Annotated in this window: 23 protein-coding genes; 13 read left to right on the forward strand and 10 right to left on the reverse strand. The window is 44.7% G+C overall.

The annotated features are described in order from the left end of the window. Positions 1–61: 61 nt before the first annotated feature. The 3 genes from PPIS_RS12625 (at position 62) to PPIS_RS12635 (ending at position 2,632) form a co-directional block, all read left to right on the forward strand. The gene (locus PPIS_RS12625) at positions 62–754 is read left to right on the forward strand and encodes an ABC transporter ATP-binding protein (RefSeq protein WP_010374275.1); all 693 of its coding nucleotides are present in this window, start codon (positions 62–64) and stop codon (positions 752–754) included. Next, positions 748–2,115, forward strand: a complete 1,368-nt coding sequence (locus PPIS_RS12630; RefSeq protein WP_010374277.1) for an ABC transporter permease — start codon at positions 748–750, stop codon at positions 2,113–2,115. The genes PPIS_RS12625 and PPIS_RS12630 overlap by 7 nt, the downstream gene beginning before the upstream one ends. A gap of 64 nt (positions 2,116–2,179) precedes the next feature. Then, entirely contained in the window at positions 2,180–2,632 is a 453-nt protein-coding gene (locus PPIS_RS12635) for a DUF3299 domain-containing protein (protein ID WP_370599249.1), read from the forward strand. A gap of 99 nt (positions 2,633–2,731) precedes the next feature. On the opposite strand, the gene PPIS_RS12640 is transcribed toward PPIS_RS12635, so the two are convergent. Beyond that, positions 2,732–2,965, reverse strand: a complete 234-nt coding sequence (locus PPIS_RS12640; protein WP_010374281.1) for a hypothetical protein — start codon at positions 2,963–2,965, stop codon at positions 2,732–2,734. A 254-nt stretch (positions 2,966–3,219) separates the two neighbouring features. Here PPIS_RS12640 and PPIS_RS12645 point away from each other — a divergent pair, with 254 nt between their 5' ends. The 3 genes from PPIS_RS12645 (at position 3,220) to PPIS_RS12650 (ending at position 4,722) form a co-directional block, all read left to right on the forward strand. After that, positions 3,220–3,537: a helix-turn-helix domain-containing protein gene (locus PPIS_RS12645; RefSeq protein ID WP_010374283.1), complete on the forward strand. Its 318-nt coding sequence runs from the start codon at positions 3,220–3,222 to the stop codon at positions 3,535–3,537. Between the two features lie 45 nt (positions 3,538–3,582). After that, a complete protein-coding gene (locus tag PPIS_RS25140) occupies positions 3,583–3,756 on the forward strand; it encodes a hypothetical protein (RefSeq protein ID WP_019647433.1) in 174 nt (57 codons plus the stop codon). 282 nt (positions 3,757–4,038) lie between these two features. Then, positions 4,039–4,722 (forward strand): hypothetical protein, encoded by a 684-nt coding sequence (locus tag PPIS_RS12650; protein WP_010374284.1) that lies wholly within the window; start codon positions 4,039–4,041, stop codon positions 4,720–4,722. A 298-nt stretch (positions 4,723–5,020) separates the two neighbouring features. Here the strand turns inward: PPIS_RS12650 and PPIS_RS12660 are convergent, their stop codons facing one another. From PPIS_RS12660 to asnA, 6 genes are all read right to left on the reverse strand, one after another. Beyond that, on the reverse strand, positions 5,021–5,641 hold the full coding sequence (locus PPIS_RS12660; protein WP_010374285.1) for a biliverdin-producing heme oxygenase: 621 nt from the start codon (positions 5,639–5,641) through the stop codon (positions 5,021–5,023). Positions 5,642–5,761: 120 nt separating this feature from the next. After that, a complete protein-coding gene (locus PPIS_RS12665; RefSeq protein WP_010374286.1) occupies positions 5,762–6,154 on the reverse strand; it encodes a RidA family protein in 393 nt (130 codons plus the stop codon). Between the two features lie 10 nt (positions 6,155–6,164). Then, positions 6,165–8,267, reverse strand: coding sequence for a bifunctional GTP diphosphokinase/guanosine-3',5'-bis pyrophosphate 3'-pyrophosphohydrolase (gene spoT, locus PPIS_RS12670; RefSeq protein ID WP_010374287.1), 2,103 nt, complete (start codon positions 8,265–8,267; stop codon positions 6,165–6,167). 248 nt (positions 8,268–8,515) lie between these two features. Beyond that, a complete protein-coding gene (gene rpoZ / locus PPIS_RS12675) occupies positions 8,516–8,791 on the reverse strand; it encodes a DNA-directed RNA polymerase subunit omega (RefSeq protein WP_010374289.1) in 276 nt (91 codons plus the stop codon). 87 nt (positions 8,792–8,878) lie between these two features. Next, positions 8,879–9,502 carry a guanylate kinase gene (gene gmk, locus PPIS_RS12680; RefSeq protein ID WP_010374291.1) on the reverse strand — a complete coding sequence of 208 codons (624 nt, stop codon included), beginning with the start codon at positions 9,500–9,502 and terminating at the stop codon, positions 8,879–8,881. Between the two features lie 493 nt (positions 9,503–9,995). After that, positions 9,996–10,991, reverse strand: a complete 996-nt coding sequence (asnA, locus tag PPIS_RS12685; protein WP_010374293.1) for an aspartate--ammonia ligase — start codon at positions 10,989–10,991, stop codon at positions 9,996–9,998. A 161-nt stretch (positions 10,992–11,152) separates the two neighbouring features. Between asnA and asnC the strand changes: the two genes are divergently transcribed. The 7 genes from asnC to PPIS_RS12720 all read left to right on the forward strand — a co-directional run bounded on the left by asnC (position 11,153) and on the right by PPIS_RS12720 (position 20,581). Beyond that, entirely contained in the window at positions 11,153–11,611 is a 459-nt protein-coding gene (gene asnC, locus PPIS_RS12690) for a transcriptional regulator AsnC (protein ID WP_010374296.1), read from the forward strand. Positions 11,612–11,661: 50 nt separating this feature from the next. Then, positions 11,662–12,360 (forward strand): tRNA (guanosine(18)-2'-O)-methyltransferase TrmH, encoded by a 699-nt coding sequence (gene trmH / locus PPIS_RS12695; RefSeq protein ID WP_010374299.1) that lies wholly within the window; start codon positions 11,662–11,664, stop codon positions 12,358–12,360. Positions 12,361–12,388: 28 nt separating this feature from the next. Beyond that, positions 12,389–14,476 carry an ATP-dependent DNA helicase RecG gene (gene recG / locus PPIS_RS12700; protein WP_010374301.1) on the forward strand — a complete coding sequence of 696 codons (2,088 nt, stop codon included), beginning with the start codon at positions 12,389–12,391 and terminating at the stop codon, positions 14,474–14,476. A 306-nt stretch (positions 14,477–14,782) separates the two neighbouring features. Beyond that, a complete protein-coding gene (locus tag PPIS_RS12705; RefSeq protein WP_010374303.1) occupies positions 14,783–15,445 on the forward strand; it encodes an esterase in 663 nt (220 codons plus the stop codon). Between the two features lie 187 nt (positions 15,446–15,632). Then, complete coding sequence (locus PPIS_RS12710; RefSeq protein WP_010374305.1) at positions 15,633–16,358, forward strand: TetR/AcrR family transcriptional regulator; 726 nt, start codon at positions 15,633–15,635, stop codon at positions 16,356–16,358. Positions 16,359–16,373: 15 nt separating this feature from the next. Then, positions 16,374–17,474 carry an efflux RND transporter periplasmic adaptor subunit gene (locus PPIS_RS12715; protein WP_010374307.1) on the forward strand — a complete coding sequence of 367 codons (1,101 nt, stop codon included), beginning with the start codon at positions 16,374–16,376 and terminating at the stop codon, positions 17,472–17,474. Next, positions 17,474–20,581 carry an efflux RND transporter permease subunit gene (locus tag PPIS_RS12720; protein ID WP_010374310.1) on the forward strand — a complete coding sequence of 1,036 codons (3,108 nt, stop codon included), beginning with the start codon at positions 17,474–17,476 and terminating at the stop codon, positions 20,579–20,581. The genes PPIS_RS12715 and PPIS_RS12720 overlap by 1 nt, the downstream gene beginning before the upstream one ends. Before the next feature lie 449 nt (positions 20,582–21,030). On the opposite strand, the gene PPIS_RS12725 is transcribed toward PPIS_RS12720, so the two are convergent. From PPIS_RS12725 to PPIS_RS12735, 3 genes are read right to left on the reverse strand one after another with little or no spacing between them, the layout of a single operon-like run. After that, positions 21,031–21,477, reverse strand: coding sequence for a hypothetical protein (locus tag PPIS_RS12725; RefSeq protein WP_232288079.1), 447 nt, complete (start codon positions 21,475–21,477; stop codon positions 21,031–21,033). Between the two features lie 14 nt (positions 21,478–21,491). Next, positions 21,492–22,331 carry a M4 family metallopeptidase gene (locus PPIS_RS12730; RefSeq protein ID WP_010374316.1) on the reverse strand — a complete coding sequence of 280 codons (840 nt, stop codon included), beginning with the start codon at positions 22,329–22,331 and terminating at the stop codon, positions 21,492–21,494. 11 nt (positions 22,332–22,342) lie between these two features. Then, a complete protein-coding gene (locus PPIS_RS12735) occupies positions 22,343–23,923 on the reverse strand; it encodes a hypothetical protein (protein WP_010374319.1) in 1,581 nt (526 codons plus the stop codon). Positions 23,924–23,968 lie beyond the last annotated feature (45 nt).

Genomic DNA, 23,968 nt, shown 5'->3' on the forward strand with positions numbered 1-23,968 from the left:
AGTTTTGCTTTAGTCATTCTTGTTATACCATCACAACATTATTTGCCAGCGGTGAGGCGTTATGCTTACGATATCTCAATTACAGTTTACATGGCCTAAGTCGAGCACCCCGGTGCTAACCATACCTAAGCTACATATCGCCCGAGGTGAACACGTGTTTTTACATGGTCCAAGCGGCAGCGGTAAATCGACTTTGCTTGGATTGATTGCCGGCACCTTAGATTGCCAGCAGGGAGAAATTGAAATTGCAGGTACAAACGCGAGCGCACTAAGCCGTGGCCAACGAGATAAGTTTAGAGCCGACCATATAGGTACTATTTTTCAGAACTTTAATTTGTTGCCCTATTTGTCGCCCATTGAAAACGTTACCCTTGGCTGCGAATTTTCCAAAAAGCGCAGGCAAAACATTTTCTCACAGAATAAATCGCTTGAGCAGGAAGCCAAGATTCTGCTCTGTGATCTTGGTATAGACGAGCACACTCAGCAGCGCAGTGTCGCGGAGTTAAGTATTGGTCAACAGCAGCGCGTAGCCGCCGCTCGCGCATTTATAGGCAGGCCCGAAATCATTATTGCCGACGAGCCAACCTCAGCCCTCGATGCCGACAGTCGTGATGGATTTATTAAATTACTCTTTAGCCAAGCCGCGGTTTACAGTGCATCTATTCTCTTTGTCAGTCACGATAAAAGCTTAGCGCCGTTATTTGATAGGCAAATAAGCTTGCCTGATTTACAACAAGGAGCACCGCTATGCTAATCAAACTTGCGTGGAAAAGTACGCTAAACCGAAAAGCCAGCGTCGCTCTAACGCTAGTGACCATTGCGATTAGTGTCATGTTACTGCTGTCGGTTGAGCGTGTACGCCAAGACGCAAAATCCAGCTTTGCGAACACGATTTCTGGCACAGACCTGATTGTCGGCGCACGTACTGGTGATATTCAGCTTTTGCTTTCAAGCGTATTTAGAATTGGTCACGCCAATAATGCCGTACAATGGCAAAGTTATGAGTACATTAAGGCACAGCGCGGCGTTGCGTGGAGTATTCCCATTAGCTTAGGTGATAGCCACAAAGGCTTTGCTGTGCTGGGCACAGATGCAAGTTACTTCAGCCATTATCAATACGCTAAAAAACAACACCTCACCTTTGCCGCTGGCCGACCATTTCACAATGGCAAAGAAGTGGTGCTTGGGGCTATGGTCGCAAAAAAGTTGGGTTATCAGCTAGGGCAAAAAATCGTCATTTCTCACGGTATGGGCAATACCAGTTTCCATCATCATGATGACAATCCGCTGGTTATTTCTGGCATTTTGGCAGCCACAGGAACGCCTGTAGATAAAACGCTACATGTGCCGTTAAGTGCCATCGAGAGCATGCATAGCTCAGGCCACAGCAAGCCATCTCGAATAGTTGCACGAAAACAAGATGCAACGCACCACGAGCATGAGCATGAGCATGAGCATGAGCATGAGCATGAGCATGAGCATGAGCATGAGCATGACAGTAAAAACAATAATGCTCTAGTTCACAACCTCGACTCCAAACCCGGTGATTTAATTGGCTCGACAAAGCAAATCACTGCATTTTTACTTGGCTTTGATTCACCGCTCTATACCCTCCAAGTGCGCAGAAATATTAATCAGTATAAAGGCGAGCCTTTGCTGGCAATTATGCCAGGGGTGACATTAAGAGAATTATGGGAAATGCTAGATATTGTCGAAAAAATCTTGCTTCTCATTACCCTTGCAGTGGTGTTGATAAGCTTGCTCGGCATGTTAACCTCATTGCTCGCCACGTTGAACCAAAGGCGTCGAGAACTTGCTATCCTGCGCTCCGTTGGTGCGCGGCCTTGGCATATCTTTACGCTTCTCATCAGTGAAGCGATTTTTATCACCGTGTTGGGATGTGCTTTCGGTGTAGCGCTTTTCTATGCTCTGCTCATTGCTGCCCAATCCGGCCTACAGAGTCAATTTGGCGTAGTCCTAAGTATCTCAGCGCTCTCAACCTATGAACTCATGCTACTAAGCGTTATTATAGGTGCAGGTACTTTGATCGGCGCCATTCCTGCCGCCCGTGCTTATTTTTACTCGCTTGCCGATGGCATGCAAATTAAAACCTAAGAGGATCAAGATGCAGTTAAGCGCACGAACTCACGTTTTTTACTTCATTGCATTCATCACTGCGATGGTATTCAGTGGTATTGCAAATGCGGCACCACCTAAAGAGATATTCTGGGAAGATTTAATTCCAAAAGGACATGTCCAGATCAGTAATCAAGACGCAGCAAGCCATGATGGCGCCGAGCAAAATTGGGTGCAACCTGACTTAGACGCCCCAGTCGTCAAAGAGTTAGACGGTCAACTAGTCAGCTTACCCGGCTTTGTTGTACCACTTGAAGGTGACAGTGAAGTGATCACCGAATTTTTGTTGGTTCCCTACTTTGGCGCTTGTATTCACGTGCCGCCGCCGCCACCGAACCAAATCGTTCATGTCAAAATCAAAGGCGGTGTTCCGATTGAAAGCCTATATGATGCAATCACAGTCAGTGGCACGATTAAGGTTTCTACTTGGAAGGGCGACATCGCGCAAACAGGTTATATGATGGAAGCCAAAGGCGTCGCGCCATTTGAGCTCTAAAAGTCATATAAATCACTAAAAAAGAGTGCCAATACTTAATTGAGCTTGATTGGCACTCTTATCACTGCAAAACATACAATTTTATTTCTTTTATTTACCCTACTCAGTGGCAGGAACACTGGCATACACCAGTTCGATGAGATTATTCATGGTTCGCGACTTTTGCATATACGCCTTTTCCATATACGCCAGCTCCTGAAGCTCAAATAAAGTACTCTCTACAAGAGAAAACCACTTAGTGGTCGTCTCAGCTATCTCAACCTCTCCGCGACTCGATTTTTTAAGTGCTTCATAGAGAATATTTAAGTCGTTATATTGACGTAGATAATCCATATCACCCTCAGTCAGTTGTTACCCTTGTTTCATTTCACACTACAGTAACAAAAGCGTCGCTAAAAAATCTTGTCGAACCAACTTTTCTATTAAAATGATGAAAATAAAGTGAAAAGTATAAGTGTATTTCTGAGCGCCACTTTCAGATCTTACTAATTAAATTTCCTCTTGCAGAAACATTTTTATTGATTACAATTACAAATTAACAAAGATTACACATAAAAATAACTTGGGTGGCACTGAGCAGACTCCCCATGCAAGAAAGGACTAAATTGGTGGGCAATCCCTATTTTAAATATAACGGTGACGACCTTAGAAGAATGCGCCTTGCTGCCCAAAAAACCACGCAGCAAATGGCTGACCTTGTGGGTATTAGCCGCCAAACCTACGAAAACTATGAAAATGGTGTAAGCCGTATCCCTTGGGATCACTTTCAGGTTTGGTGTAGGTACTGTGATATTGACCTTTCTCCCATTATTAAGCAGTTTCAAGCGCTACGGAGCTTAATTAGTGATACCCAATTAAGACGCAAAAGCCCGACCTCTCCTGATGCAAAGAAAATGGAAGAGTAAGTAATCATGTTATCAGCTGGTTTAAGTAGTAAAAGGATTAAAAGAATGAAATTTGGAATGCAAAAAAAACTTAGTAAGGCAATAAAAATCAAGAAGTTACCAATGTACAGTGTAGAGTCCATTAAAGGTGGCAGCCTAGAAGAGGTTAAACATGACCCTCGAACTTTCTCTATAACTTCTCATGGTGGAACTGTAATAGATCCAAGATCAATTACTTAACTTCTTTGGTTTTACAAGTGATTCTCAATAGGTGAGTTTCAGAGTACAGTATTAACGATTTTAACCACTGCAAAAACTAAAAGGAATACTGCCATGATACTTTTGAACCACTTTAAGACCCATAAAAGCCTTATTTCTACAAAAAATAAAATAAACAGAATACAACTTATTGGCACTAAAAGCGCGAGTCAGGTTAGAGGTGGCAGCACAGGAAAACAGGTGGATGATCCTAAGCTGAACCAACCGAACTCCGATGATGATGCTAATTAAAGGGAATAAATAGTGAATAAAACGTATTATTTTGAAATTTTTTTTGCTCTACTTTGGTGCTTTTTAGCATTCGCACATCATTCTTTCGGGCGCTTCGTTGACATACCTATTTTACTTTTAATTTTATCGTTTACGTTCCTAGCCAGAGAGCAGTTAAATATTCAACATATTAGTACCTGTATTCTACTGGTTATGCTCATAGAGCTGGCAGGCTTTGAGCTGATATTAGCGAAACTACTAGTTGATGAAAAACCTTTTTATCAAAATCTAACAATTTATTTACTACAGCTAATATGCGACCTATTTCTATTCTTTTATTTCAAAAATAGAGTTCGCTTATCCTTATATTATGTTGAACGACGCAACCCTGCTCAGCGTGAATATATCTACATGACACATGCGGATATCTTATTGGTGGGTGTTTTCTTCCTATTTATACTAGTAGATATAGCTGCTTTTTCAGAGAACATAATACGTAACTTAGAATATTTGGGTATTGAAGAAAGCTTTGCAAAACAATTCTGGCATTGGGGTTTAGTATTCAATAGTTATCCATATCTAAAATCTGTATTGCTTTCACTCGTCATAACCACTCTATTGGCTACTATCTATATTGAACGTTTTCGTCCTGCGCCAATTAAAGAAAGTGAAGAAGACTTAACGCTTAAAAAATCCGAGCCACAGCATAGGTCATAGTGACCTATGCTGCTTTTACCCTAAATCAATTGAAGGAATAAACGATGGATTTAAAACTGAAAAAAAGCAATTGAAGTCATTAGCAGGTGGTAAGCTAATTTTAGATAACAATAAGACCCGTGAGATTGGTGGTGGTTGTTCCTACTATTGTAGTCGCGACTTAAACTGTGACACCGATCGCCTGCCCACGTAAGGCGTTAGCGTGTGTTCCTGAGCCAAATACATTACATTGTGATTGCCCAACCAATATATGTTAGTCACTAACCTGTCGCAATGTAATGTCGCAACAACAACCGTGCTATTCTACGTTCAACTTATACCAATAGTATTTAGCATAGACCTCTGCTTGATACTGCTGAAAACGCATAAAGGCCTGACGAGCGCCGGTGATCAATGCATCTTCTTGTGCACTGGTTAACTCAACCGTATCGATAAATTGAATTAAGTGACGCCACGCACTGCCACGCCCGGAACCTGGGCCTGCTAAGTAACGCGCGCCATACTCACCTGTGACGGGCAAACGCGCCTGCACTTGACGTCCAAGCATCGCGGCCCCGACCTTAGAGCCTTCAACGACATAAAGCGCTCCCAAAGCAGTGGCAAACTCAGTTGAAGTTGTGATAAACGGCGACAAAGACGGCACAGGTAATGTGTGCTGTAAGTCAGCAAAGTCCTGCTCCAACAACCCAAGCCGTCGGCGCGATTTGAGATCGTCAATATGCATAGAGAGTTCACGGTGCTCATATAATGCAGCGACATCTTTAAGAAACAGGTATTGAAGGGTTAAAAACTGGAGATAACGCTCAATGCTGGCAAACGGGTCTTTTGCCATAATGCTGTTATCTATGCGGTCGTGAAGATCAGCAGTACTTGCTTTTAATTTCAATGCACGGCTAGTAAGTGCGCTGGCTGCGGTCATGGGACTTCCTGTAATGTAAAGCGAGGGGAAAATGAGTGGACTGTGTTGGCTTTTTGAAAAGCCGCTCCAGCGATTGACACTGGAGCGAAGAAATATATCTAACTATTAGTTAACCTGAGGTTAGTTAGTTGAAGGTAACTCCATAATGCCATCAATCTCAACTTGTGCGCCTTTTGGTAGTTCTTTTACACCAATTGCAGCACGAGCTGGATATGGCTTTCTAAAATACTGAGCCATGATCTCGTTGACCGTCGCAAAGTTACTCAAATCAGTTAGGAAGATATTAACCTTAACCATATCTTGTAACTCGCCACCAGCCTCTTCACATACTGCGATAAGGTTTTTGAACACTTGGTGCGTTTGCTCTGCAAAATCTTCAGAAATAAATTCCATTGTCTCTGGTACCAATGGAATTTGGCCAGATAAATAGACCGCAGTACCAACTTTTACCGCTTGGTTATACGTGCCGATTGCTGCTGGCGCTTTATCTGTTGAAATAATAGCTTTGTTCATTAATGTTCCTTTATTTTTTACGATACACGCGTTGTACATCTGGCATCACTCGAATTCGGCGCATAATATCAGCGACATGAATTCGGTTTTTCACGGTAATACCTAAATCAATCACGTATAAATTACTTTCTTTTTCGTCCGTTGCGATTTCGACAATATTAGCTTGGGTCGTCGCAACCACATTGGTTAATTTAGCCAACGCACCTTGGTGGTTAATAATTTCCACACGCAGCGCCGCTATATATTCTTTCTCTGGGTTGTCTTCCCACTTCACGACGAAGTACTTCGAACGCTCGTTGCGCCACCCCTTAATATTTTTACACTCTTGGCGGTGAACCATTAGGCCTTTGCCTTGGCTCATATATGCTGTGATAGCGTCACCCGGCACAGGACGACAACATTTAGCATAGGTTACCAACATGCCTTCTGTTCCGATTATCGCGGCTTTTGCACGTTTAGCAATATCTTCTACCGCATTATCATCTTGCAGTAAACTCTTCGCTATCAATACGCTCATGATATTGCCACAGCCAATCTCAACCAGCAGCTCCAACAAGGTATTGAGATTATGCTCTTCAAGTACGTTGTCGATTTGCTCTTGGGCAATATCGTCTAGCTTATACTCACCCAGTGCCGAGTCGAGCAGACGACGGCCTAGTTGGATCGCTTCTTCTTCTTGTTGGCTCTTAAGGTAATTACGGATCCCAAGACGTGCTTTACCTGTTACCACAAAGTTCAGCCAAGTCGCATTAGGGTGTGCACCTGAGCTGGTAATAACTTCGATCGTTTGACCGGTATCGAGCGCTTTACTCAAAGGATAAGGCTTACGGTTTACACGAGCACCTACACAAGTATTACCCACATCGGTATGCACGGCATAGGCAAAGTCTACCGCCGTTGCGCCCATCGGTAACTCTACAATGCGGCCATCTGGCGTAAAGACGTAAATCTCTTCTGGGAATAATTCGGTTTTAACGTTTTCAACAAATTCAAAAGACGAGCCTGCACTTTGCTGTAGTTCAAGCAAGCTCTGCATCCACTGACGAGCACGCTGCTGCGCGGTGTGACCGGCATTATCACCTGACTTTTTATACATCCAGTGCGCTGCTACCCCTTTATCCGCCATATGATCCATATCATGAGTGCGAATTTGGATTTCTACCGGAATGCCATGCGGGCCAACCAGTGACGTATGCAGCGACTGGTAACCGTTAGTTTTCGGCACAGCAATATAGTCTTTAAAGCGAGTTTCGATTGGCTTATATAAATTATGCGCAACGCCTAGCACACGATAGCAAGTATCCAGATTGTCGACATTGATCCTAAAGGCGTAAATGTCCATCACCTCGTTAAACATTAACTCTTTATTCAGCATCTTGCGGTAAATACTGTATAAGTGCTTTTCACGGCCTTTTACTGAGCCTTGAATACCCGCTTCTTCCAGTCTAGATTCAATTTCAGACTGAATATTGCTGATCACTTCTTTACGATTACCACGTGCTTTGGCGACTTCTGAACGTAACGCACGATAGCGCATTGGATATAACGCCTGAAACCCGAGATCTTCTAACTCATTTTTAATATCATGAATACCAAGACGGTTTGCAATTGGCGCATAAATCTCTAATGTTTCGCGGGCAATTCGACGGCGCTTGTCTGGACGCAAAGCGCCTAGCGTTCGCATATTGTGCGTTCTGTCTGCAAGCTTAATAAGGATGACACGAATATCCTGCGTCATCGCCATGATCATCTTACGATAGTTTTCGGCTTGGAACTCTTTTTTATCTTTGAAGCTCAGTTTATCGAGCTTTGACACCCCTTCCACCAACTCAGCGACCGTATCACCAAAGATCTCCGCTAAGTCGTCTTGGCTAAAGTCAGTGTCTTCAATAACATCGTGCATAAGCGCAGCCATGAGTGTTTCATGATCAAGCCTCATGCTCGCAAGGATCTGGGTTACTTCTACTGGGTGAGTGATATAGGGCTCACCGCTAGAGCGCGTCTGTCCCTCGTGTGCCTCACGGGCCACGACATAGGCTTTTTGCACCAAATCGACGTCTTCTGGTGACAAATATTCTGAGATTTTCTTTTTGAGGCCTTCAAACAGATACATTCACACTCCAATGTTTCAGAGAAGCTATACTCGGCGAGTATAAAACGGGTTACAAGCTAGTTACTTAAGAATATACGATGAAACACCAGCAATGCCAATGAACAATTTATGCTACTTGTTAGGAAATTAAAGGCGTTACGCGTTGTTTAATGTGCTGGCGATTTATACCAATTTGCTTAATTTCAATTGCTATAAAACAATAATGCCAGCAAAAAAGCTGGCATTATTGAATCTAGACAGTGGTTGGATTAGCGATTGCCACCAACGATTGCAGCTACTGCAGCAAGCTCTGCAGCTTCTTGGTGTTGCTGCTCTTCACGGTCGATAATATCAAGCGAGTCAGTGGTTACAAAACCTTGCTCAATTTCACGTAGCGCGATTACGGTTGGCTTGTCGTTTTCAGCATCAACCATAGGATCTTTACCGCCTACAGAAATTTGGCGAGCGCGACGCGCTGCTACTAAAATCAAGTCAAAGCGGTTACCAATTTTATCTACTGCATCTTCTACAGTTACGCGAGCCATCGAAGCACTCCAAATTCAGTTCATTATGCAAAAGGCTAGTTTACTGTATGTCTAGCCTTTCGCCAAGTATTGATGGTTAAAAAGTAATTATTTTAGCAAGTCAGCGATAAGCGCTTGATGACGGATAGACTGTGCTTGTTGCTCAAGTCTTGCGGCAATAACAATATGTTCAAGTTCACCGCGTGTTTGCTCAAAGTCATCATTGACAAGAATATAGTCAAACTCGTTATAGTGTGAGCTTTCTGATTTCGCTTCAGCCATGCGACCTGCAATTACTTCTTGAGAGTCTTGACCACGACCATTTAAGCGCTTTTCTAGCTCCGCAGTTGAAGGAGGTAAAATAAAGATAGTCTTTACTTCAGGCATCAACTCACGCACCTGACGCGCACCCTGCCAATCGATATCTAAAAACACATCAATACCGGCGGCAAGCTGATCTTCTATCGCTTGTTTTGAAGTGCCGTAGTAATTTTCGAATACTTGCGCCCACTCAAATAAATCGCCTTTATCGATCAGCTGCTTAAATTCATCAACCGAGACAAAATGGTAATGTACGCCGTTTTCTTCGCCTGGACGAGGAGCGCGCGTAGTGTGAGACACCGACACTTTAATATCGTCGTGCTTTTCCAGTAACGCTTTGATTAAACTTGATTTACCCGCACCAGAAGGCGCAGAAAGGATAAACAGATTACCGCGTGTAGGTGATGTCATAGTCATTCTCAACAATAAGTACCGGCCGAGTGGTATTGGTTTACTCAAGTCTGCCGCAGAGCTAAAAGCGGGCATTATACCGAGTAACGTATAAGAATACACTAGGGATGAGAATAAGGAAAAGTCGAGGAATAAATTCAGCGTTGTGAGTAACCCAGAAACCTATCACTGTGCTAAATTTATTCCTCTAAAACAGAGTGTTATTTTGCCGCGAAAAGCAGCAGCTCCTACCAAGGTATTCGCCCAGTAGGAGCGAGTTCACCGCGCAATCTTTTAACTGCTCGCCGCGTAAAGCATCTCCTACCAAGGCATTCACCCCGTAGGAGCGAGTTCACCTCGCGATCTTTTAACCACTCGCCGCTTAAAGCATCTCCTACCAATGCATTCACGCTGTAGGAGCGAGTTCACCTCGCGATCTTTTAACAGCTCGCCGCGTAAAGCATCTCCTACCAATGCATTCACCCCGTAGGAGCGAGTTCACCTCGCGATCTGTTTAAAGCAAATCAGCTACGCTGCTACGTACTTCTTCAGGCCATACACCCACTTGCACTTGGCCAATGTGCTGCTTTTGCAACAACAACATCACTAAACGCGATTGGCCAATACCACCCCCAATGGTTTGTGGTAATTCACCCGCAACTAACTGTTGGTGCCAATCTAAGCTCAAGCGTGCTTCGTCATCGGTTAATTTAAGCTGTCTTGCAAGCGAATCAGGACAAACACGAATGCCCATTGACGAGATTTCAAATGCGTCTTCTAGCACTGGGTTCCACACCAAAATATCACCATTAAGCCCTTGGTATTTGTCGCACGTTGGCGTAGACCAATCGTCATAATCCGGCGCGCGAACGTCATGAATCTTACCGTCACCAAGCTCACCACCAATACCAATTAAAAATACCGCGCCATATTCTTGAGCAATCGCTTTTTCACGTTGCTTGGCTGTGAAATCTGGATACATAGTGCGTAATTCTTCACTGTGCACAAAGGTAATTTTCTCAGGGAGGAATGCCGCAATGCCAAACTCATCCTCAACCACTTTTTCCGTTGCTTTAATTGAGCGATAAAGAGTTTCTACCGTTTCTTTTAATTTTGCCAGCGAACGCTCACTGTTTTCGCAAATCACCTTTTCCCAGTCCCACTGATCCACATAGACAGAATGGATTGGCGATAGCTTATCTTCGTCAGGGCGTAGTGCTTTCATATGCGTATAGAGGCCTTCGCCTTTAGCAAAACCATAATCGCCTAGTGTTTTACGTTTCCACTTAGCAAGTGAATGCACTACCTCAAACTGCGCATCCGGTAGCGTTTTCACTTTTACCTGCACCGCCTGCTCGTGGCCACTTAGGTTGTCTTGAATACCATCGCCCAAACGCGCCAAAATAGGCGCTTGTACTTCAACTAAACCCAATTGCTCGGTTAGCTGTGCTGAAAATACTTGTTTTACTCGTGCTATCTGTTTTTGTGTCTCTTGATACTTGCTCAACATGGTTAGGTCCTCATTCCCGAATTTGTCGTTTTGTTGAGTCTATATTTAAAGAAATCGACACAAACATCAATAACCCGCAACAAAAACACCTTTACATAATTATTTTCATCAAAAATATGCTATAAATTTTATATAAACGACAATTGTTAATGGATATTTACATGGAAAATTATGAGATCGACAATCTGGATAGATCCATCCTTCACGCTTTAAAAGAAAATGCACGAACACCCTACGCGGAATTAGCAAAAAGATTTGCTGTTAGCGCCGGTACCATCCATGTTCGGGTCGAAAAAATGAAGCAAGCAGGGATCATTGAGGGGACTCAAGTTAGCATTAATGCCAAACGACTTGGTTATGATGTCTGCTGTTTTATCGGAATAAACCTAAAACACGCCGGCGACTACCCGGGAGCCATTGCACGTTTAAAAGAATTTGAAGAAGTTGTTGAGGCCTACTACACCACGGGCAATTACAGCATCTTTATCAAAGTGATGGCGCGCTCCATCGACCACCTTCAAGATGTGCTAATCAATAAAGTGCAAACTATTGAGTCTATCCAGTCAACCGAAACACTAATCTCGCTGCAAAACCCAATTCAGCGCACCGTTATGCCCTAGCTTCTTTTTTGTTATAATCGCGGGAATTTTTTGATTAGAGTAGTAAGTAGATGGCCGAGAATAGATTCCATCGTGTAAAAAGCGTATTAGATAGACGCCAAACCGACCTCACAGTGTGCCTAGATGAAGTACATAAGCACCATAACCTGTCAGCGATTGTGCGTACCGCAGACGCGGTTGGCTGTCACCACGTACACGCAGTATGGCCACAAGATCAAAGACGGTTAACAAACAATACCTCTGGCGGCAGCAAAAATTGGGTTGAAACCCATATGCATGAGCATATCGACCAAGCTGTTGCGACAATCCGTGAACAAAACCCAGGTGTACAATTATTAGCAACCAACCTGAGCGATAGCGCCGTTGATTTTCGTGAAATTGATTACACCAAACCTACCGCTATTATTGTCGGGCAAGAGCGTTTAGGGATCTCAGAGCGCGCACTTGAGCATGCTGATCAACACATCGTGATCCCAATGCAAGGTATGGTGCAATCACTCAATGTGTCTGTTGCTGCAGCGCTTATTTTATACGAAGCGCAGCGCCAAAGAGATGCAGCAGGACTGTACAAACGTACAGATATGATGGATCCTGTGGTAAAACATAAGTTACTATTTGAAGGATGTCACCCAATCATTGCAACCCGCTGTCGCGAAAAAGAGCTACCTTACCCGGCACTTGATGAGCACGGTGAAATCGTTGCAGACGACGCTTTTTGGGACATTCTTAAGTTTACGCAGAAGAAATAAATAACGCGGATCGCGCTAGAGGATTAGCATGTCGACACCAAATTTGGCCACTTATCCAATCACCGAATTAAAGGGCGTAGGCCCAAAAGCGGCCGAGCGTTTGGCCAAACTTGGCATTCAATCGGTGCAAGACATGTTATTTCACCTTCCGCTACGCTACGAAGACCGTGCGCGTACCTATCCTATCTGCGAGCTGCAAGCGCATAGCCATGTCAGCATTGAAGCCGAGATTGAACGCAGCGAAATCACGCAAGGCAAACGCCGCATGTTGGTGTGTTATGTTAATGATGGAACGGGGCGGATCGCGCTGCGCTTTTTCAACTTTAATGCGGCACAAAAAAATGCCATGCAAGCGGGCAAAGTGATCCGCTGTTTTGGTGAGGTTCGCCGTGGTCACTATGGCTTTGAAATGGCGCATCCAGAATACAGCATCAAAGAGACGCGCTCTGCACCGAGCGATCCGAGTCTTGCGACGCTTACCCCAGTGTATCCTACCACCGAAGGATTAAAGCAACTGAGCATTCGGGCAATTGCCGATCAAGCCGTTGAGTTACTGCGCAAATATGATGTACCAGACTATTTACCAGCGCAATATCGGCCATCGCAGCAAAGCGTAAAAGAGGCGCTGTTATTACTCCACCGTCCACCACAGGAAGTGGATTTAGCGCAATTAGAGCTAGGGCAACATCCCGCGCAAGCACGTTTGGCGTTTGAAGAGTTATTGGCGCAAAACCTCAGCTTGCTTAAGCTTAGGCAAAAAGGCCAAGCGGTAAAAGCGGTTGCACTAGTGCCCACCAATCCACTTGAAGCCCAGTTTTTGTCGGCCTTGCCATTTGCCCCCACCAATGCCCAAAGTCGAGTAGTGGCAGAGATCAAAGGTGATTTACAACATCCCTACCCCATGATGCGATTGGTGCAAGGGGATGTTGGCTCAGGAAAAACGCTTGTGGCAGCGCTTAGCGCGTTAACGGCTATCGCACAGGGTTACCAAGTAGCACTGATGGCACCCACTGAGATCCTATCCGAACAACACGGCATCAACTTCCTTAATTGGTTTGAACCTATGGGTATAGAAACCGTATGGCTGGGTGGTAAAACCAAAGGTAAGGAACGCACTCATGCGCTTGAGCGTATTGCTTCAGGGCAAGCACAGATGGTGGTCGGCACCCATGCGTTATTCCAAGAGCAAGTACAGTTTTCTAACCTTGCGCTTATCATCATCGACGAACAACATCGTTTTGGTGTGCATCAGCGCCTAGCGCTAAGAGAAAAGGGAAAGTTTGGCGATTGCTATCCGCATCAGCTGGTGATGACTGCAACCCCAATCCCGAGAACCTTGGCAATGACGGCCTATGCAGATCTTGAAACCTCAATTATCGACGAGCTACCACCGGGCAGAACACCAATCACAACCGTCGCCGTGCCAGACACCAGACGCAATGAAGTGATCAAAAAAGTACAAAAGGCCTGTGTTGAAGATAAGCGTCAAGTTTACTGGGTATGTACGCTTATAGATGAGTCGGAGGCGCTACAATGCCAAGCCGCAGAAGACACCGCCAAAGCACTTGCCGAAGCCTTGCCTGAACTTAATATTGCGCTGGTACATGGCCGTATGAAAGCCCAAGAAAAACAGGCCATCATGGGCGAGTTTAAACAAGGTCATACCCATGTGCTGGTTGCCACAACCGTGATTGAAGTTGGCGTGGATGTACCCAATGCTAGCCTTATCATCATTGAAAACCCTGAGCGTTTGGGTCTGGCGCAGCTTCACCAATTACGCGGCCGTGTTGGTCGCGGACAAATCGCATCACATTGTTTACTGCTTTACCATGCGCCACTGTCGGTCACTGCGCAAAAGCGTTTGGGGGTGCTTAGAGAAAGTAACGACGGATTTGTCATCGCCGAGCGCGACCTTGAGATCCGCGGCCCGGGTGAAGTGCTTGGTACAAAACAAACTGGATTGGCAGAGCTAAAAATTGCCGATCTTAGCCGTGATAAACATTTATTACCGCAAGTGAGAAGCCTCGCTTTTACCGTGCTAAAAAACCACAGCGATATTGTTGACCCGATTATCTGGCGCTGGATGGGTGATAAGAGCGAGCTGGCAATGGCGTAAGCCTGAAGCGGCAAATGATATAAAGATCGCGAGATAAACTCGCTCCCACTAGCGCGTTTTGTAGGTCGAGATTTATCTCGACAGCATAAGCTGAAACGTCGGAGCCGCTTTACGCGGCGAGCAGTAAAAAGATCGCGAGGTGAACTCGCTTCCACACAATGAGCCAGCCCCCACAAAATGAGTCGGATCTCACAAAATAAACTCGTTCTCACAACTCTCTCATACAAAATAACCCATCGCGCTACGCTTGCTTCTTTTATCAAAGCTTGGCTACCATCTCGCTACATCAACTAAAAAGACTCAAAAATGAATCCTTTACTACGTGCTGTATGCGCCTCCTTTGCCGCTTGCGTGGCATCAATCGCCTCTGCAAAAGCAGTTTTCCCAGATATACCTGAGCAGATTAATCCATCTGCCAAATATGTTTTTTACTCTCATGGCTATATCGTTGAAGGTGATAATGAAACGCCTATTCATAAGCGCTGGGGGAAATATGACTTTCCAGCCATCAAACAAGCTTTAAGTGATGATGCCTATACGCTAATTGCTGAGCACCGCCCTAAAGGCGTCGCACCAGAAACGTATACAAAAACCTTGGTTAGTAAGGTCCGCAATTTACTGGATGCGGGCGTCAGCGCCAGCAACATTACGCTCGTGGGGTTTTCTCGAGGTGGTGCATTAACGATAATGGCAAGTGATACATTAAAAAATGATGCTATTCACTACGTGGTACTAGCTGGATGCGCTGGGCTTATCAAAAGTAAAACCGAAATTCAGCTCTACGGCAAGGTGTTGTCTGTTTACGAAACCTCAGATCAAGTAGGTTCTTGCGATTTTGTGAAAGCCCGCTCAACAAACCTCAAAAGCTTTACAGAGCTTTCTATTTCAACTGGAAAAGAACACGGCGCTTTCTATCTCCCGAGAGACGAGTGGTTAAAGCCCGTTAAAAGCTGGATTTTAAATCACTAAACAATTAGCGTGGCGTTCTGTCAAAGAAACGCCGTACAGCGCCTTCATTCCACTCCCTTCGATATCTTTAAATCGCACTTTCAAGCAAACAAAACTCTGTTTACTTATTGCACTTTTAAAAATGCTCTCTATAATTGAACCTTATTCGAATGACATTCGAATAAGGTTCAAGCTCTAAGGAGAAACGATGGCACCGGCACCTAAATATGATAAAGAAACCCAGCAACGCATGATTTTAAACGCTGCGGAACAATGCATTAATGAGTCTTCAGTCACTGACTTTACGATGGCAAAAGTCTCTTTGCTTGCAGGATTGTCTATGGGCTCAATCTATAAGTTTGTGCAGACTAAAGAAGACCTAGTAATGGCGCTGGCCTATGAGTCTTTTACCCATACATCCAGTGTTTTTAGGCAAGTATTGTCGTTACCACTTAGCACGCCAGAACGCATGCTCGCGGTGTGTCTTATCTCGCCACAAAAGCTAAAACGTTTCTCTTTTGATTATGAATTACAGTCCTACTCTACCAATGAGGCGGTGATAAAAAGGGCTTCTGAGTTTTGGACCAATAAAATTATCGAATCCTGTGGTGGCTGTGAAAACGTCTTTAAACAAGCGCTGATTGATGGCATTGAAGCAGGTGAGTTGCAAGCTACACCAGATCTACACGACATGATAGAAGAAATTATCATCACCGGATGGGCGCTTACCGTAGGATATGAGCAAGTACTGCGCTTGCAACAAACTAAGCAAATTGTTGAGGGCACGGCTTCATTGCTCGCACCACTTGAGCTTAATGACCCTGTTATTCGCAGTACCGTGCGATTACTTAACAGCTATCCATGGCAACAGCCTATCACTCAAGATTCACTGGTACGCATAGAGAAAGAATTGCAAGCGCTCGAGCTTCGTTAACTTAAGGAAATCACAATGAATATCAAACGTTGGCTTATGGCCGTTGTCATCATTCTCATCGTTATTACCAGCCTTGGTTTTGTGAAGTTTACACAAATCCAAGCGGCGATCGCCTTTGGGGAATCTTTCCCAGATCCCTCCGCTTCGGTAAAAAGCACGTATGTATCAACCACTGAGCATATTAAATCGGTTAAGGTTGTAGGTCAGCTCCATGCCAAGCGCACCGTCACCATTAGTAACGAGTATCCAGGTCTTATCACTTACGTCGGTTTTAAACCCGGTGAACAAGTGGAAGCGAACCAAATATTGTTGCGCTTAGATAGCAGCATTGATGAGGCAAATCTATTAGCGGCTAAAGCGCGAGTAAAGCTTGCTAAATCAACCTATCAACGGGTTGCCAAATTACTAGAACAAAAGCGGATCAGCCCAGATGAGGTGGACAAAGCCGAAGCCGAGGTGGCAATAAATCAGGCAGACGTAAAACGACTAACCACATTAATCGAGAAAAAAACCATTCGTGCCCCTTACCCGGGTCAAGCGGGGTTAGATCAATATCAGGTTGGTCAATTACTTGATGCCAATAGCGAAATCACGTTTTTAGTTGGGTTAGATGAGAGCATTTGGGTGGATTTCAAAATGCCACAAACCTTACCACAACCTAACATAGGCGAAGACGTTAGCGTAGCAATTTCTAATGCCAGCGGCCAAGTGCCTGCTCGCGTATCAGCCAAAATGCCAATGGTCGATGTCGCATCGCGTCAACAAAGTTATCGTGCTGAGCTACAAAACAGCAATGGCACACTCAGCCATAATCAAATGGTGCTAGTCAATGTACCAACCGAGGTCGTGAGCGCCGCAGTAGTGCCAACCAATGCAATTACGCGCAATCACTTTGGCGAGTTTGTTTATGTACTTGAAAAGGACGACAGCCAAAATTGGCGGGCAAAACCGGTAAAAATCACATTAGGCGATAAGGTCAACGATCAGCAACTTGTACTATCTGGCCTGCGTGGTGGTGAATTTATTGCTGCTGAAGGGGCATTCAAGCTACAAGAAAACTTACTGGTTTATACCGATCAGGTTGCTGCTGTTGATGGCAATAACGGAGGCCAGTAATGAGCGCATTACACGAAAATAAGCCGTCTATCATGGATATTTTTGTTAACCGGCCGGTACTGGCGATCGTGGTGTCATTGCTTATTGTGCTAGCGGGCTTTAATGCCGCCCGAGATATATCGGTGCAGCAATATCCAAAGATAGAAAGTGCCTCACTGGTGATCAACACCGTCTATACGGGCGCAGCCGCAGACGTCGTTAAAGGCTATGTTACCGAACCTATCGAGCGAGTCGCTTCTACTGTTCCGGGTGTCGACTATGTAGACTCAATAACTACCTCGGGACTTAGCAAAGTCACCGCTTGGCTTGAACTTAATCACAGTACCACCGACGCCTTGGCTGAGCTGACTACCCGTTTAAACCAGATTAAGTTTGAGTTACCCAGCGGAGCAGAAGATCCAGCCATTCAAATCGTACGTGCCGATAGCCCGTATGCAGTATTCTATCTCGATGTAGAATCTCAAGGTCTGCCACGTAATAACGTGAGCGATTATTTGATCCGTAATGTTGTCCCTTCTATGTCTGATATTCCCGGTGTACAAAAAGTGACACTGGAAGGTGGCCGCGATCCAGCAATGCGAATTTGGCTTGATACCGAAAAACTCGCTATCTATGGCGTAAGTGCTAGCGATGTATTTGCCGCGCTACAAGCAAACAACACCATTGCCACCTTAGGTTACAGTGAAAATAACAGACAACGCATCGACTTGATGGCCAATACCTCGTTAAAAACGGTAGCTGATTTTAACAACCTAGTGGTAAAAGAAATCGATGGCACGCAACTCAAGCTTGGTAACATCGCCACGGTAGAACTCGGTGAGGCCGAAGGCATGGTAACCGCACGCCTTGATGACCACGATACGGTATTCTTAGCGGTGTGGGCATTACCGGGTGCCAATGAAATCGATATTGGTGATGCCCTGTATAAAAAGATTGATGAGATTAATACCATCTTACCCGACGGCATGCATTTAAGAATTGGCTACGATGGCACGCTTTATATGCGTGATTCCATAAAAGAAATCTTCACCACACTTGGGGAAACCGTCCTACTCGTGGGAATTGTTGTACTCGCCATGATGGGCTCGTTTAGAACCGCTATGGTGCCGCTGGTGACCATTCCTATCTCGATTTTAGGCGCAATCGCGGTGATCTCAGCAATGGGCTTTTCACTCAACTTACTGACTATTTTGGCTATTGTGCTTTCTGTTGGTTTGGTAGTAGACGATGCAATCGTGGTGGTTGAAAACGTTGCGCGTCATATGCGCGAAGGCAAACCCAGATTACAAGCAGCGCTTATCAGTTCACGTCAATTACTCGTACCAATAATTGCCATGACGCTGACCCTTGCTGCGGTCTACGCGCCAATCGGATTTTTAACAGGTTTAACGGGATTCTTATTCAGAGAGTTCGCGTTCACCTTAGCCATTGCGGTATTAATCTCTGGACTGGTTGCTATTACCTTGTCGCCCATCATGAGTGCTTACGTTAACCCTGAAGGCGGTAAAGAAGGTAAATTAACGCAAAAGGTCAATGGCTATTTTGATCGATTACAAGCGTTCTACTTTCGTGCGCTCGATACCTTGTTTAAGTGGCGTCCACAGGTCTTTTTTGTCGCTATCGTGTTCTCTTTATTGTCGGTGCCGTTTTACCTGTTATCACAAAAAGAGTTAGCCCCCATCGAAGATCAAAGCAGTATTCAAGTCGTAGTGGAAGCACCACCTGAATCTTCTCAAGCTTATACTTCAGCGAAAATGAATGACACTGCCGAGGTCATGAACGCCACTGAAGGCGCTGAGTTTACTTGGCAGATTATTACGGCGGCAGCGGGTTTTGGTGGTGTAGAGCTTGCACCATTTGATGAGCGAGAAAACTCAGTACACGACTTACTATACGACCTATACGGTCGGTTAGGCAGCGTGACCGGGCTAAGTTTATTCCCTATTCTGCCAGCATCGCTTCCTACCGCAGGACAGTTTGACGTTGAGGTAGTATTCCGTGCCAGTGACGACCCAACCGCGATGAAGCAGTACGCTGATGAGATTATTCAACGGGCAACCGCCAGTGGCAGCTTTATGTTCGTCAATACCGACCTAAAAATCGACTTGCCGCAAGCCGAGCTTGAAATCGACCGAGAGCTGGTTGCTGACTTAGGTCTCAGCTTATCGTCGGTAAACGAGCAACTTAGTATTTATATGTCGAATAATTTTGCCAACTACTTCAACAAAGAAGGCAAAGCCTACCGCGTCATTCCCATTGTAGGCGATGGCGAAAGGTACAATCCTGAGAACATTCTTAATATGCAAGTAAGAACGGATGCTGGCGATCTTATTCCGATTTCAGCATTTGCTACTTTGCGCACCTTTACAAGCCCTAGAGTGCTTGGCTCATTCAATCAGCAAAACTCGTTTAGAATATTGGCAGGCACACTACCGCACATTACCAAAGAACAAGCGCTCACACAGGTTGAAGAAATTGCGGCAGATATCTTACCTAGTCATTACTCCATTGACTACGCAGGTGAATCAAGACAGTTAAGAAAAGAAGGCAACACCATGGTTGGCGTACTTTTATTTGCCATGATAGTGGTGTTTTTCTTACTGACGATCCAGTTCAACAGCTTTAGAGATCCGCTCGTGGTACTACTCGGCTGCGCACCACTGGCACTCGCAGGCGCATTGATGCTGCCATTTTTATCACTCACGACAGTCAACATTTACAGCCAAATCGGCCTAATCACGCTTATTGGTTTAATAGCCAAAAATGGCATCTTGATTGTTGAATTTGCGAACCATTTACAGCTTGAAGGTAAATCGAAATTTGAGGCGGTAAAAGGGGCAGCGGCCACACGTCTAAGACCTATACTGATGACTACAGGCGCAACCGTGCTTGGTCACTTCCCGTTGGTATTGGTAACCGGCGCAGGCGCAGAAGCGCGCAATAGCATAGGTATTATCTTAGTCGCAGGCATGCTCATTGGTACTTTCTTCACTTTGGTTGTCTTACCGCTGCTTTATGAAAAGCTAGCCAGCGATCACCGTGGCGAAGCCGAAACCATTGAAACCTACCCTGAAGCGCAGTTGGTAGGCAAAGTAAGTATGATGTGATAACTGACCAACAACCAAAAGGACACTAAGTGCCATACTTAGTGTCCTTTTTGATTGGTAAAACCTTTCTTTTGATAAGCCGGAATTTATTCCAATCTATAGCCGCTTTTGAGCGTGATTTGGGCTGTGAACAGACAATAAAGTTTGCCCGTTAGCGGCTTTTAAAACAATAGAGTTTGTCCTTACGTTTTTATACATCCCCGTATAGCAACTATTATTCTGTGTGAGCAAACCATAGAATCATAGTTGCAAATTACACATTGTTTTTTCCAGTTCACGTAACACAATGAATGGCCAATTTGGTGCACTATACACAGTTGTACTGGGGTTTTCGGGTAAACCGCCAAGGAGCTGAACGATGAATTTGTCTCATATTAGCATTCAACATTCCCTTTCAACGAGTAAAGAAAGCCATTTACACAAATAGTTGAACACTACCCTTCGGTGTACTATTTCACACAACTTTTAGACTGACGGGATGCTTGCAGAACGGCCTGCGGTATATCAGAGGCCATTCTTTTGTCTCGCTTGCGTTGCTGATAGTCTCTGAACGTATTGCTTTGTAATCCCATTAAGTCGCGAAACAGTTTTGTTGAGCCTTTACTACCTCCAGCAATCAATAGCCCGGTCATAACAAAACCAAATGGATGAGTACTAGGGGCATTTCGGATGGCCTGTAACAGGTCGATATCACAATAGTAAGTGGTGACGATTGACAGCACTGAGGCAATGAGTGGTTTGATGGTAAGCAGGTTGTCTGGTTTATCTTCCACCATGCCGATAAAAAGCGGGGACTCAAATAGTAATGCGAGCACTCTCTCCACCAACATAGATAGAATGATCACTATCATTAAACAACTGAAAATGAGGTCCCAGTTAATAGTTATCGAAGTCATAGCATTGTCTCAATTTACGCTCTAAGTAGTTGTTCAAGAATAGGAATATGTGCCAATCCTATTTGTTCACAGGCACTGAAAAATTGCGCTCTTTCCTCTTCGAGTGTACTTTTTAGGTTACTCAGGAAATGAAACAAGGCATTGTGAGCCGGAACGTTTTTGACACTTTCCCACCAAATTTTTCCGTAGCCTTCCAAGGGGCGGATACCACTACTGGCGACAACAAAGAAAAGGTAGTTAAGCGGCCCAAGAAGATCATACGACGAAGTATCGAGTTGCCAGTTGGGCCGCCTCATGAGGCTCGCAAGATCTGATGTCTGCCGATCATTTGGGTGGGCACTACCGGGATTGGCAAGATCCCGTATTGCTCTTCGTTGATTATCCTTGGCAATCAGGTCACCTATCAACCAAGTAAAATCTTCTGGCGGTGTCTGATAGGCGTAGTACCGGCAAGTCAGCCCAATAACATCACAAATGTGTTCATTAATACCCTGATGCTCCAGACCTTGTCTGAGCATACTGTCTTTCTCAAGCACTATATGGGTAAGTTCATGCACAATGACATCAATAGCAAATGCCATGTTATTTAAGCTGGTGTCACCTGAGCCAAGCACCAGGTAAGGCTTATCCCACATGGCAACATTGCTGAAAATGTCATAGTTAACTAAACATTTGACATCAACGTCCGTTGTATCGACATTCAATTCGGATTCGAAAAATGCCTCACCGTATTCAAGGCTCTCGTAAGCAAAGTTGACTTCGGCTGCTTGTGCCTTCGGCCAGCCTTTTTTGCGCCTCAATACCGCATCGCTGTATTGAGAGCTTTGATAAAGGTTGTAAATATTAATATCCAAGCAGCTTTATCCTAAGGCAATAGCGCCAGGCGTCGCTGATACTCCTCAACTTCAAGTTGGGCTTTACGCAAGTTTGCGTTTGCCGTGGCCAGTTCAGTGGCATCTTTGGCATTGCCAATTGCAATGGTTGCCAGCTCAACTTGCTTTTCCGCTTCAAACAATTTTACCTTCAGATCGAACTTGGCTTGTGTATTAGTCTCTTTCTCTGTCGCTGCGGTCGCAGCAGCCGCAGCCTTGGTGGCAGGGTCATATTTACCTTTGAGATAATCTTTCAGTGGGTCTTTTGATGCGCCTAAAATAGTGCCAAGTGCTTTGAAAAACTTATTGCCTTCTTTGACTTCTACGATTTCAGCAAAAAGCTCAAAATGGCCGCCGTATTTAGCGACTTCGCTTACTTTCTTTTTGACACGAGTTACTTTGTTTTCATGCTTTTCAAGAGAATCCATTTTGGGACCAATTGCCTTTAAGGCTGCAAAAGATTCGGCATTGCGTGTCGAAGTATCAGTAAGCTTGAGTAGTTTTTTCTCCGCTTCGCTTTCTTTGCCAGCCTGATTGACTACCAGCGAGTGTTTAAGGGTTTCTTCGGTTGAAAATTTAGCCTTTTTATAGGCGGTGTCATAGGTTACTATCGCGACATGAGATTCATCCTTCCAGGGGATATCCTGACACTTGATATTGGTGGCAAGATTCTTCAAATACGGATCGGTAACCTGATGGTTTTTTCGGACATCCGGATACAGATTATAGTGATAAGCGTCGAGACACAGTTCACGCTGCAAAGCATTGACTTCCGAGATGGAGGATTTTAAGTCTTCAATCAATTGACTTCTTTCGGTTTCGACACCTGGTAGTTTCATCCAGGGCGTCACAGTACCTTTTAATGTATCACTGTCGTAAATGGTGCCCAGTTGCAGATCACTAAGTTCAATTAACGACGTCGCAAAGGTATCACTATCCCCGGTGCCACTCGGTTTTCTAAAATCTAGGGCGATGACCATATCCTTAACATTCCCGCTGTTTGAACCGTGCAGATGTTTGGTCTTGAGTAAAAATATAGGGCGCAATCTAAACATCTTGCCGTCTGCTGATTTTTCCACAAACATTTCCATGAAAAATGCAGGTTCTGCGGTCAGACTATAGGCACCAAACTCTGCACTATATAAAGCATATTGGTTGGAAAAAGTCGTTGCGTTGGGATCGTTGTTGGGAATGAATAATGCCATACATGAGGTGGCTGGGTTGGAATCATAGCCGTCTAAACCAGTTTTAACCCGGTAAAAGTGTTTGTCGGTGTAAGCTGATAAAGACTTGGTCTTGTCTTCCCCGGCTTTTTGTACTGCACCGACTAAACTATCTACAGCCTGCTCGATAGCGGCAGGAACAAACAAGCCGAGGAATTCGCTAATGCCTTGCTTATCGGTTTTGAATTTGCATTGGGCTGAAAATTCTACCCTAGCTGTTACTGCTTTGGGTGAAAACTTTGTTGAGGCATACTTACTTCCAGTGGGTAAACTGTTATTTTCTTGGGGAGTTGATTCGCATCCGCTCAGTGCAACAATGCATGACAAAGCCACAATATTTACCAGTTTCATACTCATTCCTTTAACTTGGTCGCGTCTATTCGTTTATTTTAGCAG

This window comes from Pseudoalteromonas piscicida (genome assembly GCF_000238315.3).
GTDB classification, from domain to species: domain Bacteria; phylum Pseudomonadota; class Gammaproteobacteria; order Enterobacterales; family Alteromonadaceae; genus Pseudoalteromonas; species Pseudoalteromonas piscicida.

What these genes read in the sequence shown, in the direction of transcription:
- PPIS_RS12660 (WP_010374285.1), bottom strand. Translation starts at nt 5,641, where the DNA reads ATGACCGCAGCCAGCGCACTTACTAGCCGTGCATTGAAATTAAAAGCA.
- PPIS_RS12710 (WP_010374305.1), top strand. Translation starts at nt 15,633, where the DNA reads ATGGCACCGGCACCTAAATATGATAAAGAAACCCAGCAACGCATGATT.
- spoT (WP_010374287.1), bottom strand. Translation starts at nt 8,267, where the DNA reads ATGTATCTGTTTGAAGGCCTCAAAAAGAAAATCTCAGAATATTTGTCA.
- PPIS_RS12630 (WP_010374277.1), top strand. Translation starts at nt 748, where the DNA reads ATGCTAATCAAACTTGCGTGGAAAAGTACGCTAAACCGAAAAGCCAGC.
- PPIS_RS12715 (WP_010374307.1), top strand. Translation starts at nt 16,374, where the DNA reads ATGAATATCAAACGTTGGCTTATGGCCGTTGTCATCATTCTCATCGTT.
- PPIS_RS12735 (WP_010374319.1), bottom strand. Translation starts at nt 23,923, where the DNA reads ATGAAACTGGTAAATATTGTGGCTTTGTCATGCATTGTTGCACTGAGC.
- recG (WP_010374301.1), top strand. Translation starts at nt 12,389, where the DNA reads ATGTCGACACCAAATTTGGCCACTTATCCAATCACCGAATTAAAGGGC.
- PPIS_RS12725 (WP_232288079.1), bottom strand. Translation starts at nt 21,477, where the DNA reads ATGACTTCGATAACTATTAACTGGGACCTCATTTTCAGTTGTTTAATG.
- trmH (WP_010374299.1), top strand. Translation starts at nt 11,662, where the DNA reads ATGGCCGAGAATAGATTCCATCGTGTAAAAAGCGTATTAGATAGACGC.
- PPIS_RS12665 (WP_010374286.1), bottom strand. Translation starts at nt 6,154, where the DNA reads ATGAACAAAGCTATTATTTCAACAGATAAAGCGCCAGCAGCAATCGGC.
- PPIS_RS12720 (WP_010374310.1), top strand. Translation starts at nt 17,474, where the DNA reads ATGAGCGCATTACACGAAAATAAGCCGTCTATCATGGATATTTTTGTT.
- gmk (WP_010374291.1), bottom strand. Translation starts at nt 9,502, where the DNA reads ATGACATCACCTACACGCGGTAATCTGTTTATCCTTTCTGCGCCTTCT.
- PPIS_RS12625 (WP_010374275.1), top strand. Translation starts at nt 62, where the DNA reads ATGCTTACGATATCTCAATTACAGTTTACATGGCCTAAGTCGAGCACC.
- PPIS_RS12645 (WP_010374283.1), top strand. Translation starts at nt 3,220, where the DNA reads ATGCAAGAAAGGACTAAATTGGTGGGCAATCCCTATTTTAAATATAAC.
- rpoZ (WP_010374289.1), bottom strand. Translation starts at nt 8,791, where the DNA reads ATGGCTCGCGTAACTGTAGAAGATGCAGTAGATAAAATTGGTAACCGC.
- PPIS_RS12705 (WP_010374303.1), top strand. Translation starts at nt 14,783, where the DNA reads ATGAATCCTTTACTACGTGCTGTATGCGCCTCCTTTGCCGCTTGCGTG.
- asnA (WP_010374293.1), bottom strand. Translation starts at nt 10,991, where the DNA reads ATGTTGAGCAAGTATCAAGAGACACAAAAACAGATAGCACGAGTAAAA.
- PPIS_RS12635 (WP_370599249.1), top strand. Translation starts at nt 2,180, where the DNA reads ATGGTATTCAGTGGTATTGCAAATGCGGCACCACCTAAAGAGATATTC.
- asnC (WP_010374296.1), top strand. Translation starts at nt 11,153, where the DNA reads ATGGAAAATTATGAGATCGACAATCTGGATAGATCCATCCTTCACGCT.
- PPIS_RS12640 (WP_010374281.1), bottom strand. Translation starts at nt 2,965, where the DNA reads ATGGATTATCTACGTCAATATAACGACTTAAATATTCTCTATGAAGCA.
- PPIS_RS25140 (WP_019647433.1), top strand. Translation starts at nt 3,583, where the DNA reads ATGAAATTTGGAATGCAAAAAAAACTTAGTAAGGCAATAAAAATCAAG.